The 20955-nt window shown below is 45.0% G+C and carries 19 protein-coding genes; 9 read left to right on the forward strand and 10 right to left on the reverse strand.

Annotation, left to right across the window (positions count from 1 at the left end; genetic code table 11):
- Nucleotides 1–234: 234 nt before the first annotated feature.
- Both lptF and lptG read left to right on the forward strand, forming a co-directional pair.
- Nucleotides 235–1347, forward strand: coding sequence for an LPS export ABC transporter permease LptF (lptF, locus tag L5M49_RS08380; protein WP_113939369.1), 1113 nt, complete (start codon nt 235–237; stop codon nt 1345–1347).
- Complete coding sequence (gene lptG / locus L5M49_RS08385; protein ID WP_105251819.1) at nt 1344–2402, forward strand: LPS export ABC transporter permease LptG; 1059 nt, start codon at nt 1344–1346, stop codon at nt 2400–2402. Before lptF ends, lptG begins: the two co-directional genes overlap by 4 nt.
- Before the next feature lie 107 nt (nt 2403–2509).
- On the opposite strand, the gene L5M49_RS08390 is transcribed toward lptG, so the two are convergent.
- The 5 genes from L5M49_RS08390 to L5M49_RS08410 all read right to left on the reverse strand — a co-directional run bounded on the left by L5M49_RS08390 (nt 2510) and on the right by L5M49_RS08410 (nt 6159).
- On the reverse strand, nt 2510–3019 hold the full coding sequence (locus tag L5M49_RS08390) for an RDD family protein (protein WP_028761351.1): 510 nt from the start codon (nt 3017–3019) through the stop codon (nt 2510–2512).
- A gap of 59 nt (nt 3020–3078) precedes the next feature.
- Nucleotides 3079–3336: a DUF2960 domain-containing protein gene (locus tag L5M49_RS08395; RefSeq protein WP_006082593.1), complete on the reverse strand. Its 258-nt coding sequence runs from the start codon at nt 3334–3336 to the stop codon at nt 3079–3081.
- Between the two features lie 28 nt (nt 3337–3364).
- Nucleotides 3365–3715: a DMT family protein gene (locus L5M49_RS08400; RefSeq protein WP_006082592.1), complete on the reverse strand. Its 351-nt coding sequence runs from the start codon at nt 3713–3715 to the stop codon at nt 3365–3367.
- Nucleotides 3712–4209 (reverse strand): GNAT family N-acetyltransferase, encoded by a 498-nt coding sequence (locus L5M49_RS08405; RefSeq protein ID WP_113939489.1) that lies wholly within the window; start codon nt 4207–4209, stop codon nt 3712–3714. Before L5M49_RS08405 ends, L5M49_RS08400 begins: the two co-directional genes overlap by 4 nt.
- 444 nt (nt 4210–4653) lie before the next feature.
- A complete protein-coding gene (locus L5M49_RS08410; RefSeq protein ID WP_263265823.1) occupies nt 4654–6159 on the reverse strand; it encodes a carboxypeptidase M32 in 1506 nt (501 codons plus the stop codon).
- Between the two features lie 437 nt (nt 6160–6596).
- Here L5M49_RS08410 and L5M49_RS08415 point away from each other — a divergent pair, with 437 nt between their 5' ends.
- Nucleotides 6597–7232: a YqiJ family protein gene (locus L5M49_RS08415; RefSeq protein ID WP_028761348.1), complete on the forward strand. Its 636-nt coding sequence runs from the start codon at nt 6597–6599 to the stop codon at nt 7230–7232.
- Between the two features lie 36 nt (nt 7233–7268).
- Nucleotides 7269–9047: a flotillin family protein gene (locus L5M49_RS08420; protein ID WP_263265824.1), complete on the forward strand. Its 1779-nt coding sequence runs from the start codon at nt 7269–7271 to the stop codon at nt 9045–9047.
- Nucleotides 9048–9207: 160 nt separating this feature from the next.
- Here the strand turns inward: L5M49_RS08420 and L5M49_RS08425 are convergent, their stop codons facing one another.
- Nucleotides 9208–11577 carry an OmcA/MtrC family decaheme c-type cytochrome gene (locus L5M49_RS08425; RefSeq protein ID WP_263265825.1) on the reverse strand — a complete coding sequence of 790 codons (2370 nt, stop codon included), beginning with the start codon at nt 11575–11577 and terminating at the stop codon, nt 9208–9210.
- Between the two features lie 355 nt (nt 11578–11932).
- Between L5M49_RS08425 and L5M49_RS08430 the strand changes: the two genes are divergently transcribed.
- The 3 genes from L5M49_RS08430 to L5M49_RS08440 are packed head-to-tail and all read left to right on the forward strand — an operon-like array spanning nt 11933 to nt 15257.
- Nucleotides 11933–12577, forward strand: coding sequence for a 4Fe-4S dicluster domain-containing protein (locus tag L5M49_RS08430; RefSeq protein WP_105251824.1), 645 nt, complete (start codon nt 11933–11935; stop codon nt 12575–12577).
- A gap of 16 nt (nt 12578–12593) precedes the next feature.
- Nucleotides 12594–14717, forward strand: coding sequence for an aldehyde ferredoxin oxidoreductase (locus L5M49_RS08435; protein WP_105251825.1), 2124 nt, complete (start codon nt 12594–12596; stop codon nt 14715–14717).
- Nucleotides 14718–14735: 18 nt separating this feature from the next.
- Nucleotides 14736–15257 carry a hypothetical protein gene (locus L5M49_RS08440; protein ID WP_263265826.1) on the forward strand — a complete coding sequence of 174 codons (522 nt, stop codon included), beginning with the start codon at nt 14736–14738 and terminating at the stop codon, nt 15255–15257.
- 79 nt (nt 15258–15336) lie between these two features.
- Here L5M49_RS08440 and L5M49_RS08445 read toward each other — a convergent pair whose 3' ends face one another.
- The 3 genes from L5M49_RS08445 to L5M49_RS08455 all read right to left on the reverse strand — a co-directional run bounded on the left by L5M49_RS08445 (nt 15337) and on the right by L5M49_RS08455 (nt 17623).
- Nucleotides 15337–16089 carry a substrate-binding periplasmic protein gene (locus L5M49_RS08445; protein WP_105251827.1) on the reverse strand — a complete coding sequence of 251 codons (753 nt, stop codon included), beginning with the start codon at nt 16087–16089 and terminating at the stop codon, nt 15337–15339.
- Nucleotides 16090–16234: 145 nt separating this feature from the next.
- Nucleotides 16235–16870, reverse strand: coding sequence for a DUF2913 family protein (locus L5M49_RS08450; RefSeq protein WP_263265827.1), 636 nt, complete (start codon nt 16868–16870; stop codon nt 16235–16237).
- A 99-nt stretch (nt 16871–16969) separates the two neighbouring features.
- A complete protein-coding gene (locus L5M49_RS08455; RefSeq protein WP_263265828.1) occupies nt 16970–17623 on the reverse strand; it encodes a peroxiredoxin-like family protein in 654 nt (217 codons plus the stop codon).
- A 307-nt stretch (nt 17624–17930) separates the two neighbouring features.
- Between L5M49_RS08455 and L5M49_RS08460 the strand changes: the two genes are divergently transcribed.
- On the forward strand, nt 17931–18254 hold the full coding sequence (locus L5M49_RS08460; protein WP_263265829.1) for an ankyrin repeat domain-containing protein: 324 nt from the start codon (nt 17931–17933) through the stop codon (nt 18252–18254).
- Between the two features lie 54 nt (nt 18255–18308).
- Nucleotides 18309–19199, forward strand: a complete 891-nt coding sequence (locus L5M49_RS08465; protein WP_263265830.1) for a hypothetical protein — start codon at nt 18309–18311, stop codon at nt 19197–19199.
- A 117-nt stretch (nt 19200–19316) separates the two neighbouring features.
- On the opposite strand, the gene L5M49_RS08470 is transcribed toward L5M49_RS08465, so the two are convergent.
- A complete protein-coding gene (locus L5M49_RS08470) occupies nt 19317–20618 on the reverse strand; it encodes a DEAD/DEAH box helicase (RefSeq protein WP_263265831.1) in 1302 nt (433 codons plus the stop codon).
- Nucleotides 20619–20955 lie beyond the last annotated feature (337 nt).

A 20955-nucleotide genomic window follows, 5' to 3' on the forward strand; every position in this document is an offset into this window, starting at 1 on the left:
TAGATTCTTAAAGACAAATTTTTATATTTATTGGATAATGTCTGCTTGTCCCGAAAAGGGCCTAAGTTATTACTCCAAAGGTGATTTATTCTCGGCGCTTGAGTCACGCATTTCGTGACGTTAAGTTTACCAAGAACCCCTGAAGCTGGTCAGAAAACTATCAAAAGTAAACAGTTTACATGAAAGTTAGTCTGTTACCAGCAAAAAGATAAGTTTAGAGACCGGATCCTGCCTGTGATTGTATTTAAATACCTTATTCGAGAAGTTTTAAAGGCACAAATTGCGGTACTTTTAGTGCTGTTAACTATTTTTATTAGCCAGCATTTCGTGCGTATACTGGCCGATGCCTCCGACGGCGATTTTCCCGCCTCTTTAATCATGACTCTGATTGGGCTTAACTTGCCTTATCTGGTGATCTTAGTGCTGCCGCTAAGTTTGTTCTTGGGTATTTTACTGGCCCACGGCCGTATGTATTCCGAAAATGAAATGGTCATTCTCCACGGTGTTGGGGTTAGTGAGTGGTATGTCACCCGCGTGACGCTGATCCTCGCCGTGATCAATATGCTGTTTACTGGCTATTTATCGCTTTATGTTGCCCCCTGGGCAGAAGAACAGCAAAACCAAGTGCTCGAAAAAGCCCAGTCCGAAGCGGGTCTTGCTGCCTTAATCCAAGGGCGTTTTCAGGCGAGTCCCAATGGTCGCGCGGTATTATTTGTTGAGCGTATTGGTAAAGATAACGAGTTAGATAAAGTGTTTGTAGCCCAGTTGCCAGATCCTGATGATGAAACTGGCGTGACCAATGTCGTGGTGGCTAAAGGTGGACGAGTACAGGAAGATAGTTCAGGTGCTCAACAATTGAACTTGAATGACGGCGTGCGTTATCAAGGCAGCCCGAAGGCAAAGGACTACCAAATGATCGAATTTGGTGGTTATAAAATGCAAATTAAAGAGCAGCAAGTTGATGAGCGTCGCCGTAAGTTATCTGCACTGCCCGTTGATGAACTCGTGAAAATTGAAGGTGCTGAAGCCGCGGCTGAATTCCATTGGCGTCTTGCTATCCCACTCGCGATTCCAATTATGACACTGATTGCTGTGCCGTTAGCGCGGGTGAATGTGCGCCAAGGTAAGTTTGCTAAGATGTTCCCGGCAGTTCTTTTGTACCTTGGCTATTTTGGACTAATGGTCGCGGGACGTAAGGCATTGCAAGATGGGATTATTCCACTGTATTTAGGTATGTGGTGGATCCATGTTTCTGCGCTCTTGATGGGGTTATTCTTGCTCGGCAAAGATAGGCCTATTTTCAGTCGTATATCGTCCTTGTTTGCCAATAAGAAGGTGGCAGCATGAAGATATTAGACCTTTATATCGCCAGAATATTGTTAAGCACTTCAGCGCTTTGTTTGCTGGTGTTGACTGGTTTATCAGGGATTATCAAATGGGTTGATCAGCTGCGTTTAGTTGGCCGTGGCACCTACAGCATGATGGATGCTGGCATCTATGTTTTATTTTTAGTGCCACGGGATATTGAAATGTTTTTCCCTATGGCCGTCTTGCTAGGCGCTTTGATTGGTATGGGAATGTTGGCATCGAATTCCGAACTTGTGGTGATGCAAGCTTCTGGCATGTCACGTTTGCAGATCACTATGTCGGCGATGAAAACTGCTGTGCCTTTGATGTTATTGGTGATGGTTTTAGGGGAGTGGGGCGCACCGATTGCTGAGCAAAAAGCGAATGAGTTACAAGCTGTTAAACTCTCTGGCGGGAGTTTAATTAAGTCCCATCGTGGAATTTGGGCAAAGGATGGTGATTTGTTCGTTAATATTGGTGAAGTTGAAAACATCAATAAACTCAGCAATATCACGCTTTATAAATTCAATAGCGAACTTAAGCTCACCAACGTGGTTCACGCAGACCGAGCGGTATTTTCCCAAGATCGCTGGCGTTTATTTGACGTTAAACGTACTGATTTAAGCTATGAAAAAGTCGTGCTTGAGTATCTTGAAGAAGACCAATGGCAGTCGAGTTTAACGCCAGATAAGCTCAGTGTGGTTTCGATTAAACCCGAGGCGTTATCTATACGTGGTCTGGTCGGTTATCTTGATTACCTTAAAACTAACAGTCAAGATCCCAGCCGTTATGAGCTTGCTTTATGGCGCAAGGTGATGCAACCCGTGACGGTCGCAGTGATGATGTTAGTGGCACTGTCGTTTGTATTTGGTCCGCTGCGGACTGTGACTATGGGCGCGCGCGTATTACTTGGGGTCGTAGCAGGTTTTAGCTTTTATATCAGTAATGAGATTTTTGGCCCCATGAGTATAGTGTATGAGCTACCCGCTTATGTGGGGGCTGTTGCGCCAAGCTTGTTGTTTACTGGCGTTGCCTTCTACTTTATCCGGCGATGATACGCAGCTTATTACTCCTTACTCCGGATTCCGTCAATTAAAAATAGCCCATAAAAAACGACGCTGTTGCGTCGTTTTTTGTATTTCGGATTTACTTAAGAATAAACTTATGCCCCATGCCAGTTACGCATTTGGTTGGCTTCTTTAGACAGCACGACCACTTCTGAGCGAGTCATCATATCCTGCAGTGCGCGTTTATCATCATTGATTAAAATCCATAAATTGCCAATGCCGAGCAGTGACCAAATGATGCGAGCATAGGCAGTGATCAGGCTTAAGTTTTGGCCATTAGGATGTTGAATTTTAAGCCGCCAAGCGCGCATCCCTAAGGTTTGACCGCCCTTACTCCAGAATAATGCGTAGAAAGTGCCGACACACAAGGCAAGCCAGAGTTGATAAATTCCCTGATAAACCGGCGTGCCATTGAGTGCATCTGAGACATGCTCAAAGCCATTCATGCCAGCCAGTCCTGAAGCTGTGAGGCCGTAGAAAATCCCAAAGCCCATTGCGCCAGCAACCATATAGACGGCCACTGCTAACATCGAATCGTAAACTGCAGCGCCTAGGCGGCGGAAGAATCCTGCGCGGGGGAAGTTAGCATGTTCGGTATTGAGCATTACAGTGTCCTGTTATTGAAGTGCTTACAGCTAATACAAAAAACAATTAATACATTAGCCTAGGCTTCAGGTTCTTCATCTCTGACAAAGTGGATATTGCTAAAACCAAAGCGGGCAAACTCTACTTTCCTGAATTCTTTTTCAGCCTTAGCACCTTTACGAGATGTCATGGCGACTTGTTGTTCCATTGCCAAAAATTTGGTCAGATCTATGCCTTCGGCTTCGGCCACAGCTTCATATAAATCATGGTGTTTGTCGTAGCTAAAGGCGATAGTTTTAGTCTTACCTTTGAAGGTATAAGTGACTTGACGGGCCATGGGGAGCTCTCCTGAAATAAGTCTGAAATTAATTAAATTCACTTCTAAAAATAAAATACACAGCACCTAAGATGCACAGTCCTGCCCACAGATAATCGAGCTTCAATGGTTCTTTCATATAGAAATAGGCAAAGGGGACAAACAAACTTAAGGTGATGACTTCTTGTAAAATTTTTAACTGGCCGACATTCATTACTGTGTAGCCGATACGGTTAGCAGGCACTTGCAGCAAGTATTCAAATAGGGCGATACCCCAGCTCACTAAGGCCGCAATAATCCAAGGTTTTGAGCCTAGCGTTTTCAAATGCCCGTACCAAGCAAAGGTCATAAAAATATTACTTAAGCAAAGTAAACCGATAGTGGTTAGGGTTGGATTCATTTTTCATCTCTATGATTAAATTTATAAATCATATACATAGCATCGTCAGTATAGCTGCCAAGACATTTATCGATTGCCTTAGGTTTAAAACCCATTTTAAGCCAATAGCTGTCGGCACCTTGTACGGCTACGAGGGATAAGGAATTGAGATTATAGCGATCCGCCAATAGTGTTAGGCGGGTCAGCGCCTTAGCGCCAGCGCCTAAACCTTGGGCTTTAGCCGAAATCGCAATATCGTGTAGGTATAAGGTATCAGCCTTGGGTAAATGGGTGATGGGCTGATATAGCGCGGGCGGCATATTGGCGGTCCATGGGTGAGCCAAGCAATAACCGACAACCGACTTATCCACTTCGAACACAAAACAGGACTGAGGTGATACCTGCCATTTACTTTGCAGTACGTGCAGTGGCTCAGGATCCAGTTGTGAGTAACACTCGTCTTGGATCGCTAAAATGGCATCCCAATCCTCTGGGGTGATTGCACGCAGTAACATGGCCGACATTTATCCTGTTTCAAGAGTCCTGTTGAAGGAACTCCGTGGAAAGAGTCCTGATTCAAATAAGCTCGGCATTATAACCTCAAGCGGCTTCAAAATGCAGGCTCCAGCGGCAATATAAAGCGCTTTAAAAACCCGTATAAACTGAGCTTTCAGCGCTTGTATACCCAAACAACCTGAAGATACAGGATTCAGCGGGAATTTAACGCACTTTAGGCAAGGCGGTTATTTGCAGACCTAGCGGGCTAAGTTAAAAATAACCAACACAGCATAAAGTGCGTTAAAACCCGCCGGGACGGAGCGCCTAGGGCACTCCACTTCCGTGTTGCATCAATTCAAAAGGTGGCCGACATTCTGTCATTGATGCGCCTTGAATTGAAGCACCCTAGGCGTTCTGAAACTCGACTCTTCAGGTAGCTTGGGTATAAGCATTAGCAGCGGTTAAATGCCCAGATATCGTTGGCGCAGGTGACGCTCAAGATATTGACCATTTAGGGTTTCGCCCGTTGCTTGGCGGATCAGTTCATCGGTGGTGAGCAAGGATCCCTTAGACCAAATGTGCTCGCGCAGCCATTGGAATACCGAGTCCAACTTGCCTGCATCGATTAGGGCTTCAATCGGTCCTAAGGCTTTTTCCATCGCAAAACGACATTGAGCGGCATACATGGCACCTAAGGTGTAACTTGGGAAATACCCTAGTTCACCAACGGCCCAATGAATATCCTGCATGCAACCGTCTCGGTAGTTGCCATCGGTATTAATCCCCAGTAGTTGTTGCATCTGCGTCGACCAAAAATCAGGCAAATCCTCTACGGTTAAGCTGCCGTCGATAAAGGCTTTTTCTGCCTCAAAGCGCAGTAAAATATGGCAAGGATAGGTGACTTCATCGGCATCGACGCGGATAAGTCCGGGCGCTACGCGGGTGTAATGCTGTGCTAATTCTTGGGCGCTAAAATGACAATTAAGATGTTGCGCAATTTTAGGCTGCAATTGGCGTAAAAATGCCGGATTTGCCCCGAGTTGCATTTCGCAGAATAGACTCTGGCTCTCGTGGATACCCATAGAACGCGCCAGTCCCGCAGGTTGTCCACGCCACGCTTTAGGTAAACCTTGCTCATATCTGGCATGGCCTGTTTCATGAACTATGCCCATGATTGCACTACTGAAATCAGCCTCATTGTAGCGAGTCGTTATCCGCACATCGCTTGGCACGCCGCCACAGAATGGATGGCTGCTGATATCCAGCCTACCGTGGTTAAAGTCAAACCCCAGAAAATCCATTACGTCTCGGCCAAGGGCTTGCTGCGCGCTAACATCGAAGGGACCATTTAGCGTTAACTTAGGCTCGTTTGCCTGTTTAGCCAGCACTTCTTGGATAAGTGTCGGTAGCCAATCTTTCAGTCCGCCAAAGGTTTGCTCTAGCTTTGCCGAGGTCATTCCCGGCTCAAATTTATTGAGCAGGGCATCATAGGGGGAAATATTCTGGGCTTCGCCGCGGATCTGCGCTTCTTCCTTGGCAAGTGCAATTACGGCTTTGAGGTTTGGTTTAAAGCCTTGCCAGTCATTATTTTTACGTTGTTCACGCCACGCATTCTCACATTGATAGGCCATTTTAGTTTTGGCTTGCACGAGAGCGCCGGGCACTAAATTTGCCTGTTGATATTGGTACTGCATTTCCCGCAGGTTGGCTTGTTGTTCCGTTGTGAGAGATTCGTCCGTCGCGCCGTGTAAGTGTTCGGCTAAGACGGTTGAGGTTTTGAGTGTGTGGATATGTCGCGCCAGTTCAGCCATTGCATCGCCGCGAACGCTATTACCGCCCATAGGCATCATAGCTGCTTGATCCCAGTCACCTAGAGCGCTGAAATGTTCAAAGTGAGAAATTTTTTGAAAATGTGCTGTCAGTTTATCGTAACTTGGTGTTGGTACTTTGCTCTTGGGTGAGTCCATGGAATTTCCCTTCTGGCGCATCAAATCCTGCGCGAATAAATAACAATAACAGGATGATAATACAATGACGTCAACAGTATACTCAAACAACCTAAAGATGCAGGACTCAGTGGGCTGACCTTAACGCGATAGTAATGCACTTGAGGCAAGGCCATTTATTGCTCCTGAATAAATGGCATCCACGCCATATATGGCGATTGCGGCTATTTGCAGCGCTAGCGCTAAGCTAAAAAGGGAGTTGTAGTGTTAAAGTGGTTTTCTATAGGGAACTAGTAGCGAAGATGGTCACGCGATTTTGGCGCAGCAGAGCGATAGTCAAAATCCGTTTTAGGGACAATTTTTAGTTTGGAAATTGTGCTTGCCTTGCTATTCTGTTGTGGTTAAGTCGATAATTACAGTGAAATAAATGGAATGCTGTATTGTTCAAGGAGATGATTATGTGGGCGTTTTTAGTTGAACAGCCTAATTTACCTTACACCATAGCTTTTGCCTGCGTACTGGCCCTTGGTGTGTTTGAAGTCTTCGCATTATTCATAGGTTTAAGCATGTTAAGTGCGTTAGACCAATGGGTGCCTGCTGATGTGGAATATGATGCTGATGTGGGCGCGGGTGGACTCACGGGCATTGCCGGTTGGCTGTGTCTAAATAGACTCCCATTACTTATTTGGTTTGTGCTTGCGCTGACCAGTTTTGCGATTGCGGGTTATATCGTCAATTTTATTAGTGTTAGTCTTGCCGGTTTTTTACTGCCGCAACTGTTCACTTTACCCATTGCTATTGTCGCTAGTGCATTTTCTTGCCGTTATTTTGGTCGAGTGCTTGCAGATCATTTGCCTAAAAATGAATCGAGTGCGATCTCGCTAGATGATCTTAGCGGCTATGTCGGCACTATCACCTTAGGTTGCGCAATTAAAGGCATGCCCTCTGAAGCCGTCGTTCGCGATAAACATCAACAAAAACATTATGTTTTAGTCGAGCCCGAAACTTCGGATATCGAGTTTGCCTCAGGCACTCAAGTCGTGCTGCTTAAGCGAGAAGGCCGAGTCTGGTCTGCTACGCGTTTTGATAATTAATCTTCCCAAGCCATAAATCAATTGAAAGGAAATCAAATGGATGTGTTAACAAACGTAGGTTCATCCGGTAGTTTTATTTTGCTCGTTGCGGGTATGGTGCTACTCGGCCTCATTGTGATCGGGTTAATTTTCGCCAAGCTATATAAACGTGCAACCAAAGAAATGGCCTTTGTGCGTACCGGCTTTGGTGGTGAGAAAATCATTAAAGATGGCGGCGCTATTGTGTTGCCTGTATTACATGAAACCATCTCGGTAAACATGAACACTCTGCGTATCGAAGTGGAGAAAACCCAGAAAGATGCGCTAATCACTAAGGACAGAATGCGTGTCGATGTGAAGGCCGATTTCTACTTGCGTGTCGCCCCACATTCCGATGGTATTTCAATGGCAGCGCAAACCTTAGGCACGCGTACAAACCGCGTTGAAGAGCTTAAAAAGCTGATGGAGTCTAAGTTTGTTGACGTGCTGCGTGCCGTGGCCGCCGAAATGACCATGACAGAAATGCATGAGCAGCGTGCCGATTTTGTGCAACGGGTGCAAAATAACGTCGCCAACGATCTGGAGAAAAACGGTCTCGAACTCGAATCGGTTTCATTAACGGGTTTCGATCAAACTGATTTGCAGTTTTTTAATGAAAACAACGCATTTGACGCCGAAGGTCGTGCGCGTCTGGCGAAGATTATCGAAGAGAAACGCAAAGAAACCAACGATATTCAGCAGGAAAACCGCATTAAGATCGAGCAGCGTAACCTTGAAGCTGAAAAGGAATCCTTAGAGATTGAAAAGTCGGAAGAAGAAGCGCGCCTGATCCAGCAACAGTCGTTAGAATTTAAACGCGCCGATCAAAAAGCGGAGATTATTAAGCAGAAAGAAAACAAGGCCCGTGAAGAACGCGAAGCCGAGATTGCCAAAGAGCGCGCCATTGAAACCGCTGAAATCGAAAAGACCAAAGATATCGAAACCCGTGAGATTGAAAAGTATAAGTCGATTGAGCAATCGCGCATTCAACAGCAAAGGGATATTGAAGTTTCTGAGCAGGAAAAACGCATTGCGGTTGCGGCCAAATCTGAAGAAGAATCAGCTGCCCGTGCTCGTGCAGCTGAAGCCGAAAAACTGAAAGTTGAAAAAGAAGAAGCGGTAATCACAGCGCGCCAAGTGGCAGAAGCTAATCGTCGCAAAGAGATTGAAGTGATTGATGCTCGTAAGGAAGCTGAGCGTGATGCTGTCGGCGTAACAGTGCAGGCCGAAGCTGAGAAACGTGCCGCTGAAGACAGATCGAGTGCTATTCTGATTGAAGCGCGCGCCAGTGCCGATGCGAAAAAACTGCAGGCTGAAGCGGATGAAAAAGTCTATGCCGTTGAAGCTGCAGGTAAACAAGCACTTTATGAAGCAGAAAACGTCTTGAGTGATGAGCAGATCGCCCTGCAAAAATCCCTCGCCATTTTGAAGGCCTTGCCTGAAATCGTGGCTCAAGCGGTTAAGCCGTTAGAAAATATCGAAGGTATTAAGATTCTTCAGGGTTATGGTGCAGGTCATCAATTTGCTGTGGGTGGCGAAGGTGCTCACCATCAAGGTGGCATCGCAGAGCAAGTGACCAGTGCAGCGTTAAACTATCGCGCCAATGCGCCTGTTATCGATGCCATGCTCAGGGAGTTAGGGTTAGTGAATGGCGACTCTGGAACTTTGAATGATTTATTGAACGGTAATAACACCTTAACCGCCGAAGCCTTAAGTGGTGTTACCTTGCCGAACTCTAGACCTAAGGACTATAGCCAAACGCAGGTAGTAGAGAGCCAAAGTGTGCTCAAGCCTTAATCTCAACGACATTAAACTAAGTCAAATCAAGTAAAGCGCTCGCCGTTGCTCTTTTGAGCCTTATGCGGATAAAAGATTGATAAATAGGACGAATGAAATAAAACCGCTCACCATTATGGTGAGCGGTTTTTTTTTGGGGCATTAAATCAAATCTAACGGCTTATTTGTGTACCTTGTCGACCCCCGATGAGCGACCTTCGGCATGACAGGTTGCGCATGATTCCTGTCCTGATTGGTAAATTCGACCACCGCTGGCATCACTTTGGTAAACCCCGCCAAAGCTGCGTGCATGGACGACTAAACTATCGATAAGTGTGTGACAAGCCGTGCAGGTTGCTAAGGTCGGTGAGTACTCGGCAATTTGCCCTATGTTGGCTGCATCGGGTGTCGCAACTAACAGGGATTGCTGTGCACTTAGCCCCTCGAGACTGAGCTGTCCTGTGTTATGACAAACACTGCAGTTATTTTTTGCATTAGGGTAAGTGAGTTCGGGACGTGGGTTATCAAAACCCACTACAGTGCGGGTTCCCGCATGCAGTGAATGCACCATTTCCCTGTAGCTCAAAGTATTGTTGATGGTGCGATAGGGCTTGATTTGGCTGGCCCCAGGAGTATGCATCACATTGGCATTGAGATACATAATCGCATCATTACTGTGGCAACTTTGACATTGCCCATCGGTTAGTGCGGTGGCCGTTTGCGGTGCATGACAGGTGCCACAGCTGCTATTGGGTTCAAAAATTCCTTTCATTTGATGCGCCGACAGAACTCTATCTTCTAATCCTTGATCATGACATTGGCGACAGGCCTGTTCATCGACCTTAGCTTTTGCAGTAACAGCTTGACCTTGCAGGCTTAGCAAATTAATGGCACTGAGACTCACTTCTTGATTTGCGATATTACAGTTAACGGCAAAGCCGGTATTTTTATCGGCACAGAGCACTAGTTTACTGTAGAGTTTTGACTGACTCAGATCGCCAAAATCGGCAGCCGACAGGTTAGATATAGTGACTGTTAGCTGATTGGGTGCGGTAATTTTTAAGGCGACGTCGCTCGTGTTTACTAATAAATCCCACACTTTACGCTGGCCGTTATTGATTGGCATGTTCGCGCTATTTGTTTCACCTGTGGCAATCAACCAGAAGGATTTTATCATAGGCTGACTGGCGGGCAGTTGCTCCATTTGCTGCACTTGCAATGTCACCGCAAGGGTTTTAGCTTCAACGCTTAGCTGCGAACTCAGTAACTTAACTTGGAAATCGCTCACCAGCTTAGTGGCTGTTTTCACGGCGGCATTGTGGAAAAGCCCAACACCTTCAGGATTAGTGCTATCAGGGTGGCAGCCGCTACAGCCCAGTGTCCATGGGTTGGCAAAAATTTCCCTATTGTGGAATAACCCCGCTACAGTGCCATTCCAATCTGCGGGAATTTGCGCTTTGTGACAGTCAAGACACGCGGTTTTACTGGGGATATTACTATTGCCACTTTGCGCCGTTGCGCCGGGAATATGGCATTGCTGACATTGGGTCATATCACCGGGAAAGGTCACATTGGCGTAGTCATATAGCTGTCCCTTGTAACCGACAATTTGATATTTGGCTTGGTGGATCTGGTGTGTCAATGTCGCCATATCAAGGCTATTACCCGTTTCAGGATCGCCAGAGTAAGTCGTGTGACAGACAACGCAGCCCTCAAAGGCAAAACGTTTATTGCCGTGCATCAAAAGGCGAGTATCGGTATTGGCTAAGTCTGGGTTGTGGCATCGAAAACAGGCTTGTTCCGGCGCGATCACTTTACGGCCCATATCCGCCGCGACTGTCTGTCCTGTGGCGGGCACAAAATCGTACACGCTGTTGATCAACTGAGTGTCGATTGGGCTATTTGCGAACGGTTTTAACTCTAGGTAAATTCTGTGGGTGAGCTCAGGCGAGTACTGGGTATCTATCCCCGTAAATTGGGAGTAACCCGTGAGTGGTTTACTCAAAGTGTAACGGTATTGGCCCGCGCCTAAGGAGGTTAGACACGCCGTTTTACAGTTGCTTTCAATGCCTGCTTGCCACTGAGTCTGTGCATTCGCTTGGGCATTTGTGGCAGGTTCTACTTGATTATTGATGTAACTGGTCCATTGCAACGCAGCATCTGTCGCGCTTGCTGCAGAGTTAGTGACTTCTGTGCCAGTTGTTGCCATAGCATTCGCCGCGGCTTGGGTGATTTGATAGTGCTCCTGCGGCGGTGCTAATTTGGCAATACCGACACCTAAGGTATCTAGCTCCTTCAGGTTTTCTAGCCCTGTGACCGCAATACCATTGGCATTGCTGAGGAAGAAATCGACCTGCACATGAGTTTGTGCATCGATAACCACATTTTCTATTGTCGCTTTGAGTGTATCCGCTTGTTCAATGCTGATACTCACAATCCCTGGTGGACCTTCTTTCCCATCGTCACCATCGGAACAGGCTGTCATCAGACAGACTGCGACTGCCATTGGCGTAAAGATTTTCCATTGAGAACGGGTATTCGTTTTCATCATTTTCCATTCCTTTTTAATTAGATTCTGTCGGGACTCTAATCGGAATGTATGCGGTATAGATATTAACTTAGTTATGAGTCGAGTTGCACTTAATTAACCAAATTTAAAAGTTATTTGTTAATTATATTAAGGTAATTTGAAGTGAGGCATTATTTAAATTTGCTAGATGTTGAATTGTTAATTCTTGAAAACGTTACTCTGATGCATGTCGTGTAACTTGATCTAATAATGCCCCAATATGGGTAATTGTGACGCAGGTTAAAAATCAAAGACATAATTACTTTAGCATAAATTGTCGGGAATCAAAGTGTATGCATATTTTAATTATATTGCTTTGACTAATAAAGGATCAAATATGATTACCAGAAGAGGAATGCTTAAAGGCGGTATGGGCGTTGCTGTCGGTACAGTTTATAGCGGAACATTAATAAGTTTTCTGACCGGTTGTGGCAGTGACAGTAATAGCCAAGAGATAGTAGAAGTCATGCCTGGTGGACTCATGGTGGTGAACCCTACGGTTTGTGTTAGCTGCAGACGCTGTGAAATTGCCTGTGGTTGGAACCATGAAGGGGATAGCAGTCCGACACTTGCCCGCGTCAAAGTAGAAAGAAATATGAACTATGGCCCACATGGTGTGCAATTTGACTATGAAATACAACGAGGAGAATGCGGCGATAAAACCGTTGTTCCTTCCACTTGTCGCCACTGCGAAGTTTGCACTGAAGTTTGTCCACAGCAAGCTATTTCAACGAACGAACAAACTGGCGCCAAAGTGATTGATGAAGAACGTTGTGTCGGATGTGGTTATTGTGCAGATAAGTGTCCTCAACAAGTCATTAAAGTTGTTCGCAGTAAAATGAAAGCCGTCAAATGTGATTTATGTAACGGTAAACCTGCCTGCGCGCAAGTTTGTCCTACAGGTGCAATTAAATTTTATAACTGGGAAGAGGCTGAAGCTGCATTAGAACAATACGAAAAATATACCGGCTTAGTTTCTTAAATTCAGGAGAAATAATATGAGTGATAAAATAGGTGGTTGGGCGGGTAAAGTCCTCAGAGTTAATTTAACAACTAATCATATATGGTATGAGCCAATCAATAAATATTATGACTATATCGGTGGTATGGGGATTGGTTATAAAATATTGTGGGATGATCATAAGGATAATATTACAGCAATCGACCCAGATAATATTATTGTCTTTTCTGCGGGGCCATTAACGGGTTCAGGCGTTATTTGTACTGGACGAACAACCATTACTTCCCGTAGTCCCGTAATTGAAAAACATCTGATTGCCGATGGTCACTTTGGTGGGCATTTTTCACCCGCAATGAAATTTGCGGGTTTCGATGCTATTGCGATAGAAGGCAAAGCGAGCAGCCCTGTGTGGCTTAAAATTGTGGATGATAAGGTCACGATTGAACCTGCTGACGCCCTATGGGGCAAAGGTATATTTGATACCCACGCTATGATCGCGCAAATGATGGGACCCAATGCACAAGTCGCTGCGATTGGCCAAGCGGGTGAAAACCAAGTGCCTCTTTCTGTGATTATGACTCAGGGCGGGCACTCAGCAGGTGGTCATGGCTCGGTAATGGGGTCCAAAAATTGTAAAGGGATCGGCATTATCGGCACTGGCGCCGTTAAAATCGCCGCCAATAATGAAAAGATGCGTGCCTTAGATGACCATATTTTAGGTATTATCGGTGCCAACAATAATGGTGTCGTTCCTTCAACGCCGCAATCTTGGGCTGAGTACTCAGCACCCATCAGCCGCTGGAAATCTCGGCCCGGTTTGAAGTGGGGCGCTGCCGATCAAGAAATTGATTTAGGCGAAGTGCCATGGAATGAACGCAATCGTATTGGGTTTCGAACTTCAATGGCAGAAAGCTACATAGGTGTGGAATATGCCAATAAGTGGATGAAGCGTACGGGAGGCTGTCATTCATGCCCAATACGTTGCTTCTGCGAGCTAAAAGTCCCTGAATTGAAAAGCAAATACGGTCGTAAAACCGAACATATATCTAACGTCTGTATGGGATTCCTCGTACCACAGTATTTAATGGGCACCAAAAATGGTACAGAAGCACACGCGATGGCGGGCGCTTTAGGGGCTCATATTCTCGATGACTATGGTATTTGGTGTAACTATGGCTCCATTTCTCATCTATTTAAATTCCTAAAAACAAAGGATATGTTTAAGCATTTATTACCTGAAGATGAATTTAACAGTATTCCTTGGGCGCTTTGGGATAATCAAGATCCCGCTTTCTTACTTGATTTTTATCGCCGAGTGGCGTTTAAAGAAGGTGAAATTTCCCATATGGCCGACGGCTTATATGATTTGATCAAGCGCTGGGGTTTAGATGGAACCAATCCCAAGTTAGGTAATTGGGATATTCATAAAGAAAGTGCCACTAAGGTATTCAACAAGAAAACCAATGCTGCCGTGCACCATGCCAGTGAAACCGCGGGTCAGGTGGGTACGTTAATCAACGTGGTCTTTAACCGTGATGCTCAGTGCCATTCCCACATCAACATAGTTAACAGTGGGTTGCCACACGATATGACAGTGGCGATTGCCGAGAAAAAATGGGGTGAAGGTGCATTCGATAAGGTGAATTGGTATACCCCAATCAATGCGGCTAAGATCCGTTTTGCAAAATGGTCGCTGGTGAAAAACGTATTACATGACTCTCTGACACTGTGTAATTGGATGTTCCCACTACTGGCATCACCGGATAAAAATCGTAACTATGAAGGCGATAGCACCATTGAATCGCAGATGTTCAGTTTAGTGACTGGGATTGAAACCACAGAAACGGAATTGGACTTTAAGGCGGAAAGAGTGCTGCATTTACACCGTGCCTTAACCGTATTGCAAATGAATGAAAGCAATATGCGCGAAGAGCATGATGTGCTCAGTGACTGGGTTTATGATTTGAATCCAGATAAAAACTTCGGTCAAGAGGGCACCATCAAGATGGACCGCGCTGACATGCAAACGGCGCTGGACATGTTCTATGAAGCCTTTGGTTGGGATATTCAAACTGGTGCGCCAACTCGGGCCACGCTCGACAAGTTTAGCCTAGGTTTTGTTGCCGATAGATTGGCGGCGCGAGGCCTGTTACCCAGTTGAACACTATAGTTGGACACTATGATTGAACTTGTCGGTTATATCAGGGTATTTAGCCAACACGGACGCTTAGTCACGGCGGAGCAAATCGCCGCCGTGGCAGGGCTCGAGTGGGATAGTGAGCAAACGGTTAACAGTTATATTCGCCTGATCCTCAATGAGGCTTACAAGGATGTGCAGATGCGTTTGTCGGATAAGCGGTGTTTCTTCTATTCCGACAGAAGCATAGTTGAACGTTACGCTGAGCAATGGTTAGCGTTGGAGCGGGGTGAAGCGTTTGAGGCGATTATTGTCCAGATTCGTCGCAATAGTTGCCGCCATACTGAGGTCTATCTGGAGAGTGTACTGACGTTTGCCCCCTATCTTTATGATGAGCCTACATTAGCCAATGTGCGTGAGCAATTACCACAACAGCTTGGGGCCGAGGATATCCATTATGCAGTGGACAATCAGGGGAAAGGTTATTACTACTCTACTCTGGGATTGAGTCACAGCTATGCGGCCGTCCTCGCTAATTATGATCCTTGTGAATGGTCAAACTGAGATTCTGCGACCTCATTGATATTGATTAAGCGCCTTCGGGCGCTTTTTATCGCAAATATCTCATATAGCTAGCGTGAGATTAGCTTGCCAGCGTTTGAGTGTACTTTTTGATGATTTCGTCAATTTTACCATTGGCCTTCAGTGTCGCTATGGCTTGATTGATGGCAGGAAGCAAATCGGCATGTTCTTTTCGCAACCTAAACACTAAGTCACCATCAGAATGCACTGCCGCCAGTGCGACAGGGATCCGCAACTGAGTCGACCAATACAACGCCGGGTAATTACCAGCAATAACAGCGTTGACTCTGTGTTTATCTAAGGCTTTGATCAGCTCTTGCTCTGAGGTAAAGTCTGCGCGGATAAAATCTTTATCGTCGTGATATAAATAACCGCGCACTGTACCTATTTCTTGGCCTTTTATCTGGCTGATATCTTTATATTTACTGACATTCTCTGGTAATGTGACCACATATTCAGTGATTTGCATTATGGGGGCCGATTTGACAAACAGCGGCCCTAAATCCTGCTTTTCAAACCAACTGGGGCTGACGATATCAAAGTCGAGTTGACCGGTTTCTAGCGCATTATTGGTGCGCTTGGGCGGCAGGGCGAGGATTTCACCTTTGATTTCAGCCATAGATAAAATCATCGGAATAAGCTCAGTGATCATCCCCGGCGCATCGGCTTGATCACCGATAAAATACGGATACCAAGAATAGGAGCCAGTGATATTGTATTTGAGCTGTTCCGCAAAGGCGTGCTGTTGAGTCAAGCAAAGGGTGAACAAGGCAAATCGAACTAAGTGTTTATACTGCAAACATCGCTTAACCATATTGCTTTTATCCTTGTTATCTCTGCTTTAGCTAAGACCTATCCGATGGTCATTCTATCTAAACTGTGTGAATGAATTGTTTATTGGATCACAATCAGTCACATCCGCCATATTTAAGCTATTTTCTGCTTTTCGCTATTACACCTTAAGCCAATAGCTGACACAAAGCTGGCTGCTGATTATTAGGGAAAATTTGATAGGTTTTATGGTGCTTAATCAAACTGGTTTTCTTGTTGCCTTGGCTGAGCAATAACCCATGGGACAGGGCGATACGCGTTAGTGTCTGTTCATCGGCGCGGACATATAAGTTGATTGGCTTGATCAGCTGATTGTCTTTAATATGTTGATTAAATTCTTTGGCATCAATCACTAAGCTAGATTGACCATCACCATCGAGTTTCAGCTTGGCACTGATTTCAGTGTCAGTAAAGACCAACCATTCGGCTTGCTTTAAGGTTGCTATCATGGCATTTAATGCCGTACCTAAAGCTTGCTCTGATGTCTCAACTGTTTGATATTGATGCACAATCCTTTCTAGCAAACGCTTGAGTTCGGCGCCCGCACCTTGGCTGCGAGCCAAACGTATCCAAGCCGTGAGATCCTCGGCTACCAGTTTAGAAAAGCGTTTTTCCTTTAAGGACTCGACCATCCAATTACACAAAAAATGACTTTCCTGCGCAGAAGTGCGCTGGGCTTTCTTGGTCTGTGCTGAAGCGGTTAAATCGGCAAGACCCGCAAGGGCGAGTTCGAGCACAGCTTGGTTATAGGTTTGAGAATTCATTATGACTCCGCCGCGGGCTGAAGTGATGTTATCTATTTGAACTTGGACGATATTGATTGCGGCGGAGCTAGTTTAGCAAAGCGGTCGATAAACCGATATTTATTCTTGCGATCCCACCAAACTCGCGGCGGTTAAAATCAGCTTTGGCGCGGGCCTCACTTTGTAGTTAGGGTTGATATATTGAAAATGAATCAATCCTTTGTCGTCGCTGATATAAATGGCGGGTACAGGTAAGACTAAACGTTTGGCACCTTCAGGGGTGATCCATAAAGGATTCTCGAGCTTAAGGCGTGCGGTATAGGTTTCAGTCACTTTTTCGCTAGTGTAAAAAGCTAAACCAAAGGCTTGGGATGCCAGCATTTTTTCATCGGAAAGCAGCAGATATTTAAGTTCATTTTTTGCCGCCGAAGCCTTAAGTTGAGCAGGCGTATCGGGTGAAATCCCCACTAACTGAAAGCCCATTTTTAATAACTCAGGCTCAATCGCTTTTAGTTGCCCCATTTGATTGTTACAAAATGGGCACCAGCCACCGCGGTAAAAGAAAAAGATGGTCGGTTTTTGCTGGGTTAATTCTGCTAAATCGACCGTTTTGTCATTGATATCTTGTAAGTTTACCTTAGGGATTTGCTGACCATTAAGTAGCGGACTGATGGAAAACTCATCCTTAGCAATGGGTTGCGCCATAGCCGTTAGACTTGTTAGTAGTAAGATGGTTGTGCAGTAAAACCTGTTTAACATCGAAGCGGTTTGCATATAAAGTCCTTAATTTGGTTTTGTTTTCTTCGTTTTTTAAGTCGTTGTTGTTAATATTTCCCTCGTTTTAGACAAAGAGATATTGCGTAAATCTGTATTTTTTATGTCTTACTTGCTTAAGAGTGGTTCGAGTTAGCACTAAACGGGTATGAGCATTAAAAGAGCGGCAATTGCCGAACATTCTTACAAGCCAATGCAGATGATTGCACCAATGTGACACCGATGGGGTTGGTTGGTGAGGTATTTATAACGGTAACCATTTGGATTTTATCGCGATTACAGCGTAGTGTTGGAGTGGTTAAAACGAGTGAACGACAAGCTGATGGGGCAAGCCTTAATTGATGCAGTGGTAAAACACGATATTATTACCGTAAAACAGTTGATCAAACAGGGTGTTGATGTCGAATATGTCGACTCACAAAATATGACGGCTTTATTGCATTGCTGCCAACTTCAATTACTCGATATTCTCATGTTACTGTTTGAAGCTGGAGCCGATGTCAACCATGCCAATAACTTAGGTCACCTTCCTGTTGAACTGGCCCATTGGCATGGCGAATTTCATATGGGGAGTTATACCGCCACGAGTCAAAAAATGGTGAAGTATTTGGAGCGCTATGGTGGCGTTTAACGTGGTCATCGATAAATTGTATTGTACTTCAATATTCAATCACGGGAGCTGTAAATGGATAAGGGATTATTTAAAATATTAAAGAAAATCTATTTTAAAAAGTCTTATATCAAAGACGAAAATGGATATATGCAAAGAATAGATAATGGGGACCAGTTTGATTGTGAGTCTGGGACTACACACTATTCTAATGACGGTTTATCTAATGCAGAAATACTAACACTTGAACAAAGTGGTTATCCTGTCAATCAGATAATCAAATATAATCATGATGAATGTATTAATGCTTATAAAATGTTGCTTGAGCATCCTCACTTATCGATTGAGAATTTGATTTCGGCATATATATGTGGCTTTTCAAGTTTTCCAAGAGGAAGACAACCCATATTAAGTTATTTGTTCGCTCAAGCGGTTCCCGAACATAAAATGGTCAGCGAAGGAGATGTTTGTCCCGTTTGCTCTATAAGAAGAAATGTTTGGATAGAAAAAGGACATAAAATATTCAGTTGCTATGCCGGGAGTGTATGGAATGAAAGGTGGTGTGGTAATCTTTTTGAATTAGAAGAATTTACTGCCATTGCACCTTGTACTCCTACACCAGAGGATATCAGTATATTGATATCGTTAATCGATATGATCCGTCAAGCTCCTCAAGATGAAACACCCGGAAAATTAGAACAGCGCATCAAGAAAGCTAAAATTATTCCTAACTATGAAAAATATAGTTTTCGCGGACAATTACTGGTATTGGCTGAATTGGGGATTATGCCAAATCCTTATGTAAAACCTTTATATGATGGATTCACCCATTTTACCGATATCTGTAGTGTGAAATACCCTGGAAGTACTCGATCGGATATTATGCTTCCTCTCGCGGGGTGGCGAGGCGAAAATAGTATAAATGAAACAAGGCTTCAAGCGTTATTGGGTAACATAATACGGTGAGATAAAGGTTACCAAGGTTATTATTGAGTAAGTATAAAAAAGCGTCCGGTTATGGACGCTTTAAAATCGCTGTTTTATCAATATTGACAAACACTGATAATATCAATCAACGGATAATTACTTAAGTTTTTTGGCCTTGCTAGGAGCTTGACCTACTTTGACTTTTACGCGGCGACCTTGCATGTTTTTCTCTGCCGCAACTTGAGCGCCGACGTTGTCGGTTCTTTGTTGCTTTTTGGCAAAACTGCGGCGGGTTTGCAATTGCTTTAATAGCAATTCGCGGCTGCCAACTTCATAACCTGGCACAGTGACGCGGCGAATCTGTTGGCCAATCAATTTTTCGATATCGGCTAACGTGCGCTCTTCTTCGCGGCTCACAAATGAAATGGCTACGCCTGTTTTTCCTGCACGGCCTGTACGACCGATACGGTGTACATAATCTTCTGCGAGGAAAGGTAAGTCATAGTTGACTACGTATTCAAGGCTTGGAATATCCAGACCACGGGCGGCGACTTCGGTGGCAACTAGCACCCGTACATCACCCGCCACAAACTCACGCAGTGCTCGGCGACGACTGCCTTGGCCTTTTTCACCGTGGACCACTTCAGATGGGATACCATCTAAGTTTAATTCTTTGACTAGCGTATCGGCGGCTTCACGGGTCGCAGTAAATACCAACACTTGTTGCCAGTTTTTCTTGCCGATAAGCTCAGAAAGCAGTTCGCGTTTACGGCGTTGTTCAACCGGATAAACTACTTGGCTAACGGTGTCGGCTGTAGTGTTTTGTTTATCAACGCTGATTACTTGCGGTTTAACCATCATGTCGTTGGCGAGTTTTTTCACCGCACTTGAGAAAGTGGCCGAGAATAACAAGTTTTGACGTTTCTTATTTACCGCTTGAAGGATTTTTTGGATATCGGCGCTAAAGCCCATGTCGAGCATTCGATCGGCTTCGTCTAGCACTAAAAAGTCGACGTTCGACAGGCTTAAGTTACAGGCGGTAAGGTGCTCAAGTAAGCGACCTGGGGTGGCAACAATCACATCGGCGCCGCGTTTCAGCTTTTGCGCTTGAGTCTCAATCTTTACGCCGCCGTAAATGGTTAAGACGCTGAAGTTTAAGTATTTGCAGTAAGCCGTAACGTTGTCAGCCACTTGAGCGGCAAGCTCACGGGTTGGCGTAAGGATTAATACGCGGGCATTCGACTTTAGCGTTTCGCTTGGCTTTTCAACCATCTTTTGCAGGATCGGCAGCGCGAAAGCGGCGGTTTTACCCGTACCGGTTTGGGCACTGGCTAAGACATCTTGGCCGCGGCGGATAGCAGGTATCGCTTGCTGCTGAATAGGCGTCATTTGTTGATAACCGCAATCTGAGATAGCGCGCAAAATCTCGGGGGAAAAACTAAAAGATTCAAATCTCATTTTGGATTCCTATCGTTCACTTATTCAAACATTCAAGCGCCACTAGCCTCTTTATCACTCGTCTAAAGGAGAGAGGTGTACCGGCTGGCTCATTCTTCCACACAGATTTTATAAGAAAAATGGCGGGCGCGGAGTATAGCAAAAATTTCGGTTAAAACCTGTACTTTTTAGTGTTTTGGCATTTTATCTGCATCATTTCATCAGGAGGGGATAAAGGGCTTGGCACTGGTTCAGGTGGGTAAGGTCTTATTGATCTATACAAGGGTTGAGTAAAATATGGACTCAACAATAAGGATTAAAGCTCGCTATATTAGAGAATACCGCAACCTAGGCTGCG

The sequence above is a fragment of the Shewanella sp. SM74 genome (genome assembly GCF_025653725.1).
Lineage (GTDB): Bacteria > Pseudomonadota > Gammaproteobacteria > Enterobacterales > Shewanellaceae > Shewanella > Shewanella oncorhynchi.